The organism is Streptomyces sp. NPDC048277 (assembly GCF_040652235.1).
Taxonomy (GTDB): Bacteria; Actinomycetota; Actinomycetes; order Streptomycetales; family Streptomycetaceae; genus Streptomyces.
This window is the reverse complement of the sequence record NZ_JBEZLQ010000006.1, coordinates 365,393-378,916: the sequence shown is the minus strand read 5'-3', so window position 1 is coordinate 378,916 and position 13,524 is coordinate 365,393. Positions and strand designations below refer to the sequence as shown.

The following is a 13,524-nucleotide window of genomic DNA, read 5'->3' as shown; positions in this document are numbered from 1 at the left end:
CCCATGAGTGCCGTCCCCGCAGAACCGGTCGAGACCCCCGAGCCCGCCTGGCGACAGCGCGCCGTCGAGCGCTCCACCCGGGCCGCGAAGCTGCGCGCCGAACAGCGCGTCCAGCGGTTCCTCGACGCCGCCCAGGAGCTGATCGCCGACAAGGGCACCACCGACTTCACCGTGCAGGAGGTCGTGGAGCGCTCCCGGCAGTCGTTGCGCAGCTTCTACCAGCACTTCGACGGCAAACACGAGCTGCTGCTCGCCCTCTTCGAGGACGCCCTCTCCACCTCGGCCGCCGAGATCCGGGAGAAGTCCGCCGCGGGGCGGGACCCGCTGGAGCGGCTGAAGATCGCGGTCGACCTGCTGTACGCCTCCTCCACACCCCGCAAGGGCCAGCAGTCCCCGCTCTTCACCGACTTCGCGATCCAGCTGCTGGTCACCCACCCGGACCAGGTGGCCACCGCCCACCTGCCCCTGCTCGCCTACTTCACGGAGCTGGTGGAGGAGGCGGTCGGGGCCGGACAGGCGGTGGCCGCGAAGCCCCGGCGCACCGCGTCCCTGATCATGCAGACGGCGATGTTCACGGCCCAGGCCCCCGCGGCACCGGTCGGGGCACATCCCTCCCCCATCACGGCCGAGGAGGTGTGGGCGTTCTGCCTGGGCGGACTCACCGGGCCCGGCACCGCGCAGGGCCCGGCCGCGACCGCACCGGCAGCGGACGCGCCCGCGACGAAGGCGACCGCCGCGACACGCAGGACGGCCCCGGCGAAGAAGGCCACGGCGGCGCCGCAGAAGCGGGCGGCCACCACGAAGAAGGCCGCTCCGGCGAAGAAGGCCGCCGCCACGAAGGCGACCCGCTCCCAGGCGTGACCCCGCCGTCCGGCGAAGGGCCTCCACGGCCGGTTCCGTGGAGGCCCTTCGCCGTCCGGCGGCCAACGGCTCCCCGCCATCTCCCCCATCGGAGTGGGGCCTTGAGGTTGTACGGCCTTCGGGATGCAAGGGCTTGACGGATACTTCGGTCTGACCTTTGATATGTTCCGCTATCAGCCGCCGGCAGAGGGGTTCCCCGCCGTGGACTTTGAGCTGACCGAGGACCAGGAAACGATCCGCAAGGCCGTGACCGGCCTCCTGCGCGACTTCGACGACCGGTACTGGATGGAGAAGGACCGTGATCATGAATTCCCCCAGGAGTTCTACGACGCCGTCGCGGGTGGCGGCTGGCTGGGCCTGACGATCCCGGAGGCGTACGGCGGCCACGGCCTCGGCATCACCGAGGCGACCCTGCTCCTGGAAGAGGTCGCCCGCTGCGGCGGGATGAACGCGGCCAGCGCCATCCATATGTCGATCTTCGGCATGCATCCCGTCGTCGTGCACGGCGCCGAGGAACTCAAGCGGCGCACGCTGCCCCGGATCGCGGACGGTGACCTGCACGTCTGCTTCGGTGTGACCGAACCGGGCGCGGGTCTGGACACGTCGCGCATCACGACGTACGCCCGCCGGGACGGCAACCACTACGTCGTCAGCGGCCGCAAGGTGTGGATCTCCAAGGCGATGGAGTCCGAGAAGATCCTGCTGCTGACGCGCACCTCCAAGGTCGACGAGGTCGAGAAGCGCACAGACGGCATGACGCTGTTCCTCACCGATCTCGACCGCGACCATGTCGACATCCGCCCGATCCCGAAGATGGGCCGCAACGCCGTCACGTCGAACGAGCTGTTCATCGACGAGCTGCGCGTCCCGGTCGCCGACCGGGTCGGCGAGGAGGGCCAGGGCTTCCGCTACCTCCTCGACGGCCTCAACCCGGAGCGGATGCTGATCGCCGCCGAGGCGCTCGGCATCGGCCGGGTGTCCCTGGACCGGGCGGTGCAGTACGGGAAGGAGCGGGAGGTCTTCGGCAGGCCGATCGGCATGAACCAGGGGATCCAGTTCCCGCTCGCCGACTCCCTCGCCCGGCTCGACGCGGCCGAGCTGGTGCTGCGCAAGGCGACCTGGCTCTACGACCACGGCCGGCCTTGCGGCCGCGAGGCGAACACCGCCAAGTACCTTTGCGCGGACGCCGGTTTCACCGCGGCGGACCGGGCGCTGCAGACACACGGCGGCATGGGCTACTCCGAGGAGTACCCGGTCGCCCGCTACTTCCGCGAGGCGCGGTTGATGCGGATCGCGCCCGTCAGCCAGGAGATGGTCCTGAACTATCTGGGCTCGCACACGCTGGGACTGCCCAGGAGCTACTGAGGAGTTGGGGATGACCGACCGTACGGATCTGTTCGACCTCACGGGACGCTCGGCGCTGGTGACCGGTGCCGCGGGCGGTATCGGCTCGGCGGTGGCCGAGGCACTGGCCCGGGCCGGGGCGGCGGTGCTCGTGACCGACGTCGACGAGGCGGCCGCGGCGGCCGTCGCCGGGAAGATCTCCGCCGCCGGACTGACCGCCGACAGTACCGCACTCGACGTGACCGACCGGGCGAGCGCCGACGCGGCGGTGTCCCGCGCCGCCGCGCTCGCCGGCGGCACCCTGCACATCCTGGTCAACAACGCCGGGGTCACCGCGCCGGCCATGTTCGGCAAACTGGAGGAGGAAGCCTTCCGGCGGCTGCTGGACATCCACGTCCTGGGCACCTTCCACTGCGCCCAGGCCGCGCTGCCCCACCTCCCGGACGACGGGCGCGGCCGCATCATCAACGTCACCTCGTCCGCCGGGATCGTCGGCACGCTCGGACAGGTCAACTACTCCGCCGCCAAGGCCGGCATCATCGGCCTCACCAAGTCGCTGGCACGCGAACTGGCCCGCAGGAACATCCTCGTGAACGCCCTCGCCCCGCTGGCCGCGACCCCGATGACGGAGACCATCCGGACGAACGAGAAGTTCGCCGCCCAGATGCTCGCCCGGATCCCGCTCGGGCGGTGGGCGGAACCGGCGGAGGTCGCCGGGGCGTTCGTCTTCCTCGCCTCCGACGCGGCTTCCTTCATCACCGGTCAGGTGCTGCCGGTCGACGGAGGCACGGTGATGTGACAGCCCCGGACGTCCCTGTGTTGAATGGTTCAGCCGAAACGGACGTCCGACGAGAGGCCTGAACCCGTGCCCAGCGCCGAGCCCTCCCCCCGCACCCCGAGCTTCGCCACGCTGACCGTGCCCAAGGCGTCGGACGTCCTGGCGGCGGAGGTCCGCGAGCGGATCCTGTCCGGGGAGATCGGCGAGGGCACGGCGCTGCCGCCGGAGCGCCAGCTGGTCGAGCAGACGGGGCTGAGCCGGGCCACCGTACGCGAGGCGCTGCGGATCCTGGAGGTCGAGCGGCTCGTGGAGATCAGGCCGGGGCGCGGCGGCGGGGCCTTCGTGCACCGGCCCGGGCGGGAATCCCTGGCGAACACCGTGCGGTTGGTGATCCGCGGCCAGCGGATCCGGCTGGAGGCGCTGCACGAGACCCGGGAGGCGATCGAGCCCGCCTGCGCCGCACTGGCCGCGAGGCGGCGGACGGACCACGACCTCGCCGAACTGGACGCGGCGAACGCTGAGTTGAAGGAGGCCGGGGACGACGCCCAGCGCTTCCTGCGGGCGAACGTGCGCTGGCACAACGCGGTGGCGCGGGCGGGCGACAACGAGCTGCTCATCGGGTTCATGAGCGCGCTCTCGCAGTCGATCCACGCGGCCACGAACCTGGAGCCGTTCACGGCGGCCGGCACCCGGGAGGTCACCGCGCGGGCGCACACCCGGATCACCGACGCGATCCGTTCCGGCGACGAGGCGGCGGCGATGCGGCGGATGTCCCGGCACGTGTGCGGGTTCGCGCGGGCGGCGGCGGAGGTGGACGCGCGGGAGCGCGTGGAACTGACGGACACCGAAGGCTGACGGACCCCGCGCGGACCTGGGCGCATCCACGCCACGCGAGAATCTCATTCTCATTTTCGCGCAACACCATTGACAGTTACGGCCTGACCTTCCATAACATCGCTGCCATGAGCGAGGTGAGTCCCGCACTGACCGTGGCCGCCGACGGCGACGTCCGTATCGTCACCCTGAACCGTCCCGAGCGCCTCAACGGCGTCTCCGAGGAACTGCACCGCAGGCTGTCCGAGGTGTGGCGCGAGCTCGCCGACGACCCCAAGGCGCGGGCCGTCGTCCTGACCGGCGCGGGCCGGGCGTTCAGCGCGGGCGGCGACTTCGACCATCTGCGCCGCCATCATGTCGATCCCGAACTGCGCGAGCGCTCCATCCGGCTCGACCGGACCATCCAGACGGAGATGATCCGCTTCCCGCTGCCCGTCATCGCGGCCGTCAACGGCCCCGCGGTCGGGCTGGGTTGCTCCCTGGCCCTCGGCTGCGACCTCGTCCTGATGGCCGAGGACGCCTACCTCGCCGACCCGCACATCTCGGTCGGCCTGGTGGCGGGCGACGGCGGGGTGACCCTGTGGCCGCTGCTGACGAGCCTGCTCCGGGTGAAGGAGTACCTGTTCACCGGGGACCGTATCCCCGCCGCCACCGCGGTCGGACTCGGCCTCGCCAACCGGGTCGTGCCCGCCGCGGACCTGATGCCCGAGGCCCTCGCGCTGGCGCACCGGCTGGCCGCGCAGCCCGCGGAGGCGCTGCGCGCGACGAAGGCGGCGCTGGCGGCGGTGGTCGAGCAGGTCTCGCGCGGCGGCATGGAGGCGGCGCTCCTCGCGGAGCGGTCCACGATGACCAGCCCGGACCACATCCGCATCGTCGAGGACCTCGCGTCCAGGGCCCGTCGGCGCCCGACCGCACCCGAGGAGGACTGAGCGTGCAGCCCGAGGAGTTCACGCTGGTCCGGGACATGGTCCGCACGTTCGCGAGCCATCACGCCGTCGGCTCGGCCGACGACATCACGGCCAAGACCCGGGCGGCGGCGCAGGAGGCCCTCGACGGGCTCGGACTCGCCGAGCTCCGCCGTGCCACCCCGCCCGCCGCCACCGTCCAGGAGTGCGGACTGCTGGCCGAGGAGCACGGCCGCCTGCCGCTGACCAGCTCGCTGCTCGGCACCGTCCTGCTGGCCCCGGAGCTGCTGCGGCTCCTCGGTACGGACGAGCCCGGCACACGGCTCACGGTCGCCCTCGCCGGCGACCTCCGCCTTCCCGGCCCGGACCCGGTCGATCTCCGTGCCTGGGACTGCGACGGAGCCGAGGCAGCGCTGTACGTCGGCCCCGAGGGGACCGTGACCCGCGCCGAACTCGGCGCGCCCGCACCGACCGTGGACCTGCTGCGCGGTGTGCGTCGGGCTTCCGCCGTCGGCGCGCCCGTCGGCCGGCTCACCGCGCAGGACCGGCAGCGCTGGGAGGCATACGCACTGGTGCTCGTGGCGAGTGAACTGGTGGGCGCGGCAGGCGAGTTCGTCGAACGGAGCGTGGAGTACGCCCGCGACCGCCGGCAGTACGGTCGCCCCATCGGCTCCTTCCAGGCCGTCCAGCATCTGCTCGCCGACGCGACCGTCCTGGTCGAGGCCTGCACCAGCGCCACCCGGTACGCGGCCTGGTGCCTGGACCACGAGCCGCCCGACCGGGCGCTGGTGGCGGCCCGCGTGGCCAAGGCGGAGGTCAACACCTCGGCCGTCGAGGCGGTGTACGCCGGGATGCAGGTGTTCGGCGGTATCGCCCAGACCTGGGAGCACACGGCCCATCTGTACCTCCGCAGGGTTCTCGTGGGCGCCACCGTGCTGGCGACCACCGCCGACCTGCTGCCCGCCCTCGCCGCACCGGAGGCGACCCGATGACCGACGGCCCCCTCGACTTCGGCGACCCGGCGGACCTGGAACGGCTGCGGCGGGACTTCCGCGCCTGGCTGGCCGCCCATCCCCTGCCCGAGCGGCGCCCGGACGAACCGGTCCCCGAATTCCTGCACCGCTGGCACCGCATCCTGCACTCCGGCGGCTGGGTCGGCCTCGACGTGCCCGAGGAGTACGGCGGCCGTGGCCTGACTCCGCTCCACCAGGTCGCCGTCAGCGACGAGTTGGGCGCACGCGGCGCCCCCGGTGTGCCCCGGATCGGCTATCTCGCCCACGCCCTACTGGAGTTCGGCGACGAGAAGCAGCGCCGCCGGCTGCTGCCGCGCATGCTCTCCGGCGACGACGTCTGGTGCCAGGGCTTCAGCGAGCCGGGCGCGGGATCGGACCTGGCCGGTATGAGCACTCGCGCGGAGCGGCAGCCCGACGGCGGGTACCTCGTCAACGGGCAGAAACTGTGGACGAGTTACGCCCAGTACTCCTCCCTCTGTCTCCTCCTGGCCCGCACCGACCGCACCGCGCCCGCGCACACCTCGATCTCGGCGTTCGTGCTGCCGCTCGACCGTCCCGGCGTGACCGTACGCCCGCTGCGCGCGGCCAACGGCGACGAGGAGTTCTGCGAGCTGTTCCTCGACGACGTCCGCCTTGAGGAGTCCGAGCGGGTCGGCGCGGAGGGCGACGGCTGGCCGTTGGCGATGACGACGGTGTCGTACGAACGCAACGCGCTCGACACCGGGCACCTGTCGAAGTACGGGCTGCTCGTCGAGCGGCTGCGCCGCACCGCGCACGAGCGCCGCGAGAGCCTGCCCGACGGCCTCCTCACGCAGATCGGCCGGTGTGTCGTCGATTACCAGGTCCTCGTCGCGCACGCCCGGCGCCGTACCGCACAGCGGCTCGCCGGCCGGGCCGCCGGGCCGGACTCGTCCGTCGACAAGCTGTTGATGACCCATGCCGAGCAACGGCTCTACGAGACGGCCCTGTTGGTGTTCCCGGACGAACTCCGCACGGAGGGCGGCGAGGTCTTCGCCGACTACCTCTACTCCCGGGCCGCGTCCGTCTACGGCGGGACGTCCCAGATCCAGCGCAACATCATCGCCAAGCGGCTGCTGCGCCTGCCGGCCGACGACCGCGTCTGAACGGAGCCCGCCGATGCGACACGACCAGGAGTTCCTCAGCATCCCGAACGTGATCCGGGTCGCCGCGCGTCGGTTCGGCGATGCCCCGGCCCTCGTCGACGGCGCGGTGCGCCTGACCTTCCGTGAGCTGGAGGAGCGGATGGTCCAGGCGGTGCGCGGGGCGCTCGCGCTGGGCATCGGTCCCGGCGACCGGGTGGGCCTGTGCGCGCCGAACTGCGCGGAGTGGATCGTCGCGGCCCTCGGCATCCAGGGCGCGGGAGGTGTGGTCGTCCCCCTGAACACCCGTTTCAAGGCGCAGGAGATCTCCTACATCCTGCGCAAGTCCGGTGCCAGGGCCCTCTTCGCGGCCGCCTCCTTCCTCGGCACGGACTACATCGCCGACCTGTGCCGGGCCGATCCCGGACTGCCCGCCCTGGCCACGGCCGTATCGCTCCTCGGGCCGCCGTCGGAGGCCACCCTGGGCTGGCAGGAGTTCCTCGACGCGGGAGCCGGGACCGCGCCCTCGGCGGCGCACGCCTCGATCGACCGGGTCGCCCCGGACGACCTGTCCGACGTGATGTTCACCTCGGGCACCACCGGCCACCCCAAGGGCGTGACGCTCACCCACGGGCAGTCCCTGCGCGCGTACGGCTGGATGTCCACGGAGTACACCTTCGAGGCCTCCGACACGTTCCTGGTGATCCCGCCGTTCTTCCACTGCTTCGGCTACAAGGCGGGCTGGCTCGCCTCCCTGATGCACGGAGTGACGGTGATCCCCATGGCCGTGTTCGACGCGGGACGGGCCCTGCGGATCATCGCGGAGGAGCGGGTCAGCATCCTCCTCGGCCCGCCCACCATCTTCCACGACCTCCTCAACCACCCCGACCGGAGCGCGTACGACCTCTCGTCCCTGCGGGTGTCCATGACGGGCGGCACCACGATCCCCGAGGCGCTGATCCGTGCCATGAAGAAGGAGCTGACCTTCGACATCGTGCTCAGCGCCTACGGGCTGACCGAGTCGAGCGCGCTGGTGACCAGCACCCGCGTCGGTGACCCGGAGGAGACGGTGGCCCGCACCACCGGCCGGTCCATCCCCGACGTCGAGGTCCGGATCGCCGACGACACCGGAGGGGCCGTCCGGCCCGGCGCGGACGGGGAGATCCTGGTGCGCGGCTACAACGTCACCCGCGGCTACTGGGACGACCCCGGGGCCACCGCCGCCGCCATCGACCCCGAGGGCTGGCTGCACACCGGTGACATCGGCCGGCTCGACGCGGACGGCAACCTGGCCGTGGTCGACCGCAAGAAGGAGATGTTCATCGTCGGCGGCTTCAACGCCTACCCCGCCGAGATCGAGAAGCTGCTGCTGGGCTGCGAGGCGATCGCGCAGGTCGCGGTGGTCGGTGTCCCCGACGAACGGCTCGGCGAGGTCGGCTGCGCGTTCGTCGTGCCGAGGCCCGGGGCGGACACCACCGAGCGTGAGGTCATCGCCTGGGCCAGGGAGCACATGGCCAACTTCAAGGTCCCCCGCCGGGTCCGCTTCGTGGACGGACTCCCGCGCAACGCGAGCCAGAAGGTCCTCAAGCACGAGCTGCGCGCCCTGCTCGGAGAGCACTGAGATGGGCGGTCCGCTGACCGGCGTCACGGTCGTGACCCTGGAGCAGGCCGTCTCGGCTCCCATGTGCACCCGCACGCTCGGTGACTTCGGCGCCCGTGTCATCAAGGTGGAGAACCCGAAGGGCGGTGACTTCGCCCGCCACTACGACGACGTGGTGGGCGGACTGGCGGCCCATTTCGTGTGGGCCAACCGAGGCAAGGAGTCGGTGGCCCTGAACCTGAAGTCGGAGGCCGGTCTGGCGGTCCTGCACCGGCTGCTGGAGCGCGCCGACGTGCTCGTCTCCAACCTCACCCCAGGCACCACGGCCAAGCTCGGCCTGTCCCCCGCCGATCTGGAGGTACGGCACCCGGAGCTGATCGCCGTCGAGATCGACGGGTACGGCCCCGGCGGCCCGCTCTCCCACAAGCGCGCCTACGACATGCTGGTCCAGGCGGAGTCGGGCGCCTGCTCGGTGACCGGCCTGCCCGGCGCCCCGGCGAAACCGGGCCCGCCCGTGGCGGACGTGTGCAGCGGGCTGTACGCGGCGCTGTCGGTCATGGCGCTCCTGTACGGCCGGGGCCGCGGCGGTCCGGCGCCGTCGGTGGCGGTCAGCATGTTCGACACCATGGCCGAGCTGATGGGGTATCCGCTGACGTACACCCTGCACTCGGGGATCGAGAAGCAACCGCTCGGCATGAGCTCGCCCGCCGTCGCGCCGTACGGCGCCTACCCCACCGCCGACGCGCAGACCGTCGTCCTGGGGACCACCAACGACGCCGAATGGCAGCGTCTGGCAAGGGAGTTGCTGGGCCGGCCGGATCTGGCGGACGACGAGCGGTTCCGTACGAACGCCGGCCGGGTCGAGCACCGTGCGCCGTTGGACGCCGCGATCGGTGCCTGGTGCGCGGGGCACGACCTGGCGTACGTCCAGGACCGCGCGGACGCCGCCGGGATCGGCAACGCCCGCTACAACACGCCGAAGGACGTCCTGGCCCACGAGCAGTTGACCGCCCGCGGCCGCTGGCGGGAGATCGGCACGCCGTCGGGTCCGGTGCCGGCGCTGCTGCCACCGCCCGTCATCGCCGGCTACGACCCGCCGATGGGCGCGGTGCCCGCGCTGGGGGAACACACGGACGCCGTACTGGCCGAACTGGGCCTCGATGAGCGGGACATCGACGCGCTGCGCGCGCAGGGAGCGGTCCGGTGAGCGTGCTGCTGACGAGCGACGCGGGTGGGGTGCGCACGCTGACCCTCAACCGGCCTCACCGCAGGAACGCCATCGACCCCGAGCTGTGGGAGGCGCTGGCGGCGGCCCTGAGGGAGGCGGGCGAGGACGGCACCGTACGGGCGCTCGTCCTCACCGGGGCGGGGGGCGCGTTCTGTTCCGGTGCCGACATCTCCCGGCCGGTCGTCGACCGGCATCCGCTGCACCGGATGCGGACGCTCACCGAAGTGACCCTGCTGCTGCACGAGTTGCCCTTCCCCACCATCGCCAAGGTGACGGGGGTTGCGGTGGGCGCGGGCTGGAACCTGGCGCTCGGCTGCGATCTGGTGGTGGCCACGCCCGAGGCGAGGTTCTCGCAGATCTTCGCGCGCCGTGGCCTGTCGCTGGACTGCGGCGGCTCGTGGCTGCTGCCGAAGCTCGTCGGACTCCAGCAGGCCAAGCGGCTCGCCCTGCTGGCGGAGACGCTCGACGCCGAGGAGGCGCGGGCGCTGAACCTGGTGACCTGGGTCGTGGCCGCCGACAAGGTGGACGCCTTCGTCGACGACCTGACCGCGCGGCTGGCGTCCGGTGCGCCGGTCGCGCTCGCGCAGATCAAGGCGCTGCTGGACGAGGGCGCGGACCGCACCCTGCGGGACGCGCTGGCGAACGAGGCACGGGCGCAGGCGGTCAACTTCGCCACCGCGGACGTGTGGGAGGCGTATTCCGCGTTCGCCGACAAGCGCGAACCGCAGTTCACCGGCCGCTGGGTGGTGCCGAGACGAACGGAGAGCGACACATGACGCGGGAAGCGGTGATCGCGGCGGCGGTCCGTACGGCCGTCGGCAGACGGAACGGCGGCCTGGCCGGCGTCCACCCGGCCGACCTGTCCGGGGCGGTGCTGAACGCGCTGGCCGAACGGTCGGGTCTCGATCCGGCGGTCGTCGACGACGTGATCTGGGGGTGTGTGTCCCAGGTCGGCGACCAGTCGAGCAACATCGGCCGCTATGCGGTGCTGGCCGCCGGCTGGCCCGAGAGCATCCCGGGGACGACGGTCAACCGGGCCTGCGGGTCGAGTCAGCAGGCACTGGAGTTCGCCGTCCAGGCGGTCCTGTCGGGGCAGCAGGACGTGGTCGTGGCGGGCGGCGTCGAGGTGATGAGCCGGGTGCCGCTGGGCTCGGCGAAGGCGGGCGGAATGCCGTACGGCCCCCAAGTCATCGCCCGATACGAGGACTTCTCCTTCAACCAGGGCGTCTCCGCGGAGCTGATCGCGCAGAAGTGGGGTCTCACGCGGGAGCGGCTCGACGCGTACGCCGCGCTGTCGCACGAGCGGGCGGCGGCCGCGCAGGACGGCGGGGCCTTCGACGAGCAGATCGTGCCCATGGCCGGGATCGCGGCCGACGAGGGCATCCGGCGGGGCACCAGTGTGGAGTCGCTGGCGCGGCTCAAGCCCTCCTTCCAGGAGGACGGTGTCATTCACGCGGGGAACGCCTCGCAGATCTCCGACGGCGCGGCGGCCCTGCTGATCACCACACCGGAGCGGGCCCGTGAGCTGGGTCTGACACCTCTGGTGCGGTACCGGGCGGGGGTGGTCGTCGGCTCCGATCCGGTGCTGATGCTGACCGGGCCCGTCCCGGCGACCGAGAAGGTGCTGCGGAAGGCCGGGGTGGCGCTGCCGGAGGTCGGGGTGTTCGAGGTGAACGAGGCGTTCGCGCCCGTCCCGCTGGCCTGGCTCGCCGAGACCGGCGCCGACCCCGAGCGCCTCAACCCGCTCGGCGGTGCGATCGCGCTCGGGCATCCGCTGGGCGCGTCGGGGGCGGTCCTGATGACGCGCATGATCCATCACATGCGCGCGCACGGGCTCCGCTACGGCCTGCAGACCATGTGCGAGGGCGGCGGCACGGCCAACGCCACCCTCGTCGAACTCGCGGACTGACAGGGGGCGGCCGGCATGCGACGGGATGTCTTCACCGAGGACCACGAGGCGTTTCGGGGACTGGTGCGGGAGGTCGTGGCGAAGGAGGTGGTGCCGCACTACGGCGCGTGGGAGAAGGCGGGACGGCTACCGCGCGACTTCTTCACGACGCTCGGTTCGCTGGGCCTGCTGGGCATGGCGATCCCGGAGCGGTACGGCGGGGGCGGACAGCCCGACTACCGCTACAACGTCGTCCTCCAGGAGGAGGCGGCCGCCGCCCTGGTCACGCTGGGCACCGTCCGCACCCAACTCGACGTCGTACTCCCCTACTTCCTCGCCTACGCGAACGAGGAGCAGCGGGAGCGCTGGTTCCCCGGCCTGGCGTCCGGGCGGCTGCTCACCGCCATCGCGATGACCGAGCCGGGCACGGGCTCCGACCTCGCCGGCATCCGGACGACCGCCGTGCTCGACGGCGACACCTACGTCCTCAACGGTGCCAAGACCTTCATCACCGGCGGGCTGCTGGCCGACCTGGTGATCGTGGTGGCGCGTACGGCGGCCGATCCGGGCGACCGGCGGGCGGGGCTGACGCTACTGGTCGTGGAGGACGGCATGGCCGGGTTCACGCGCGGCCGGACGCTGGACAAGATGGGCATCAAGGTGCAGGACACGGTCGAGCTGGCCTTCGACGGTGTGCGGGTGCCGGTGGCCAACCGGCTCGGCGAGGAGGGCGCGGCCTTCGGGTACCTGGGCCACAACCTCCCCCAGGAGCGGATGACGGTCGCGGTCGGCTCGGTGGCCCAGGCACGGGCCGCGCTGGACGCGACCGTCGCCTACGTGAAGGAACGCAGGGTGTTCGGCTCGCCGGTCGCCGCCTTCCAGAACACCAAGTTCGAACTGGCCGCCGTCGCCACCGAGATCGAGGCGGCGCAGGCCCTGCTGGACCGGGCCGTCCTGGAGCTGGTCGACGGCCGGCTCTCCGGTGCCGACGCGGCGAAGGTGAAGCTGTTCTGCACCGAGATGCAGGCGCGGGCCGTGGACCGATGTCTTCAACTCTTCGGCGGATACGGCTACATGCTGGAGTATCCGATCGCCCGGCTGTACGCGGACGCCCGCATCACGCGGATCTACGCGGGGACGAGTGAGGTCATGAAGGTCATCATCGCCAAGTCACTGGGGTTGTGAACCATGTCCGTGGAGGACTTCGCCGGCCGGCCCGGCATCGCGTTCGTCGCCGGCGGCACGGGGGCCATCGGCTCGGCTGTCGTACGGACCCTGGCGGAACACGGCAGCGATGTCGCGTTCACCTACCGGAGCAGTCACGAGGCCGCGGCGGCCCTCGTCGACGATGTGAAGGCACACGATCGGCAAGTCCGGTCCATCCGGCTCGATCTGACCGACGAGGCGGCGACGGCCCGAGCCGTCACCGAGGCCGCCGAGATGTCCGGTGGCCTGCACACACTCGTGTACGCCGCCGGACCGCACGTACCCATGACCCATCTGAGCCTGGTCGCACCCGCCCGGTACCGTGCCCAACTGGAGGTCGATGCCGGGGGGTTCTTCAATCTCGTCCATCCGGCACTTCCGTTGCTGCGGGCGAGCGGGGGCAGTGTCGTCGCCGTCACCACCGTCGCGACGCGGCGCTTCCCGGTCCGCGACGGGCTGTCCTCGGGTGTCAAGGGCGCCGTCGAGGCGGTCGCCCGTGCGCTGGCCGCGGAGGAGGGCCGGTACGGCGTCCGGGTCAACTGCGTGGCTCCCGGGATGCTCAACGACGGCATCGCCGGTCGGCTGATCGACACCGGTGAACTCGACGCGGACACCCTCGCACTCACCCGGCGCAACATCCCGATGCACCGGTTCGGGCAGGCGCAGGACATCGCGGAGGCGGTCTGCTTCCTCGCCTCGGACCGGGCCGGGTTCATCACCGGGCAGGCGCTGGGGGTGGACGGCGGGTACAGCGTCTGAGCAGCCGG

Annotated in this window: 13 protein-coding genes; all 13 read left to right on the top strand. The window is 72.0% G+C overall.

What is annotated here, in order from left to right; translation table 11 throughout:
• Window positions 1-3: 3 nt before the first annotated feature.
• The 13 genes from AB0D85_RS16850 to AB0D85_RS16790 all read left to right on the top strand — a co-directional run bounded on the left by AB0D85_RS16850 (window position 4) and on the right by AB0D85_RS16790 (window position 13,516).
• Window positions 4-861 carry a TetR/AcrR family transcriptional regulator gene (locus tag AB0D85_RS16850; protein ID WP_362320151.1) on the top strand — a complete coding sequence of 286 codons (858 nt, stop codon included), beginning with the start codon at window positions 4-6 and terminating at the stop codon, window positions 859-861.
• A gap of 201 nt (window positions 862-1,062) precedes the next feature.
• On the top strand, window positions 1,063-2,226 hold the full coding sequence (locus AB0D85_RS16845; RefSeq protein ID WP_362320148.1) for an acyl-CoA dehydrogenase family protein: 1,164 nt from the start codon (window positions 1,063-1,065) through the stop codon (window positions 2,224-2,226).
• 10 nt (window positions 2,227-2,236) lie between these two features.
• Window positions 2,237-3,004 carry an SDR family NAD(P)-dependent oxidoreductase gene (locus tag AB0D85_RS16840; protein WP_362320145.1) on the top strand — a complete coding sequence of 256 codons (768 nt, stop codon included), beginning with the start codon at window positions 2,237-2,239 and terminating at the stop codon, window positions 3,002-3,004.
• Window positions 3,005-3,070: 66 nt separating this feature from the next.
• Entirely contained in the window at window positions 3,071-3,838 is a 768-nt protein-coding gene (locus tag AB0D85_RS16835) for an FCD domain-containing protein (RefSeq protein ID WP_362320142.1), read from the top strand.
• 107 nt (window positions 3,839-3,945) lie between these two features.
• A complete protein-coding gene (locus tag AB0D85_RS16830; RefSeq protein WP_362320138.1) occupies window positions 3,946-4,746 on the top strand; it encodes an enoyl-CoA hydratase/isomerase family protein in 801 nt (266 codons plus the stop codon).
• 2 nt (window positions 4,747-4,748) lie between these two features.
• Window positions 4,749-5,714 (top strand): acyl-CoA dehydrogenase family protein, encoded by a 966-nt coding sequence (locus AB0D85_RS16825; RefSeq protein ID WP_362320134.1) that lies wholly within the window; start codon window positions 4,749-4,751, stop codon window positions 5,712-5,714.
• Window positions 5,711-6,859: an acyl-CoA dehydrogenase family protein gene (locus tag AB0D85_RS16820; RefSeq protein WP_362320131.1), complete on the top strand. Its 1,149-nt coding sequence runs from the start codon at window positions 5,711-5,713 to the stop codon at window positions 6,857-6,859. Before AB0D85_RS16825 ends, AB0D85_RS16820 begins: the two co-directional genes overlap by 4 nt.
• A 13-nt stretch (window positions 6,860-6,872) precedes the next feature.
• Window positions 6,873-8,456, top strand: coding sequence for a FadD3 family acyl-CoA ligase (locus AB0D85_RS16815; RefSeq protein ID WP_362320129.1), 1,584 nt, complete (start codon window positions 6,873-6,875; stop codon window positions 8,454-8,456).
• Window position 8,457: 1 nt separating this feature from the next.
• The gene (locus tag AB0D85_RS16810; RefSeq protein WP_362320126.1) at window positions 8,458-9,642 is read left to right on the top strand and encodes a CaiB/BaiF CoA-transferase family protein; all 1,185 of its coding nucleotides are present in this window, start codon (window positions 8,458-8,460) and stop codon (window positions 9,640-9,642) included.
• Window positions 9,639-10,439: an enoyl-CoA hydratase-related protein gene (locus AB0D85_RS16805; protein ID WP_362320123.1), complete on the top strand. Its 801-nt coding sequence runs from the start codon at window positions 9,639-9,641 to the stop codon at window positions 10,437-10,439. Before AB0D85_RS16810 ends, AB0D85_RS16805 begins: the two co-directional genes overlap by 4 nt.
• Window positions 10,436-11,572, top strand: a complete 1,137-nt coding sequence (locus AB0D85_RS16800) for a thiolase family protein (protein WP_362320120.1) — start codon at window positions 10,436-10,438, stop codon at window positions 11,570-11,572. The genes AB0D85_RS16805 and AB0D85_RS16800 overlap by 4 nt, the downstream gene beginning before the upstream one ends.
• Before the next feature lie 15 nt (window positions 11,573-11,587).
• Window positions 11,588-12,736: an acyl-CoA dehydrogenase family protein gene (locus AB0D85_RS16795; RefSeq protein WP_362320117.1), complete on the top strand. Its 1,149-nt coding sequence runs from the start codon at window positions 11,588-11,590 to the stop codon at window positions 12,734-12,736.
• A 3-nt stretch (window positions 12,737-12,739) separates the two neighbouring features.
• The gene (locus AB0D85_RS16790) at window positions 12,740-13,516 is read left to right on the top strand and encodes an SDR family oxidoreductase (RefSeq protein ID WP_362320114.1); all 777 of its coding nucleotides are present in this window, start codon (window positions 12,740-12,742) and stop codon (window positions 13,514-13,516) included.
• The last annotated feature ends 8 nt before the right edge of the window (window positions 13,517-13,524 follow it).

What these genes read in the sequence shown, in the direction of transcription:
- AB0D85_RS16850 (WP_362320151.1), top strand. Translation starts at nt 4, where the DNA reads ATGAGTGCCGTCCCCGCAGAACCGGTCGAGACCCCCGAGCCCGCCTGG.
- AB0D85_RS16840 (WP_362320145.1), top strand. Translation starts at nt 2,237, where the DNA reads ATGACCGACCGTACGGATCTGTTCGACCTCACGGGACGCTCGGCGCTG.
- AB0D85_RS16830 (WP_362320138.1), top strand. Translation starts at nt 3,946, where the DNA reads ATGAGCGAGGTGAGTCCCGCACTGACCGTGGCCGCCGACGGCGACGTC.
- AB0D85_RS16820 (WP_362320131.1), top strand. Translation starts at nt 5,711, where the DNA reads ATGACCGACGGCCCCCTCGACTTCGGCGACCCGGCGGACCTGGAACGG.
- AB0D85_RS16815 (WP_362320129.1), top strand. Translation starts at nt 6,873, where the DNA reads ATGCGACACGACCAGGAGTTCCTCAGCATCCCGAACGTGATCCGGGTC.
- AB0D85_RS16810 (WP_362320126.1), top strand. Translation starts at nt 8,458, where the DNA reads ATGGGCGGTCCGCTGACCGGCGTCACGGTCGTGACCCTGGAGCAGGCC.
- AB0D85_RS16800 (WP_362320120.1), top strand. Translation starts at nt 10,436, where the DNA reads ATGACGCGGGAAGCGGTGATCGCGGCGGCGGTCCGTACGGCCGTCGGC.
- AB0D85_RS16795 (WP_362320117.1), top strand. Translation starts at nt 11,588, where the DNA reads ATGCGACGGGATGTCTTCACCGAGGACCACGAGGCGTTTCGGGGACTG.
- AB0D85_RS16790 (WP_362320114.1), top strand. Translation starts at nt 12,740, where the DNA reads ATGTCCGTGGAGGACTTCGCCGGCCGGCCCGGCATCGCGTTCGTCGCC.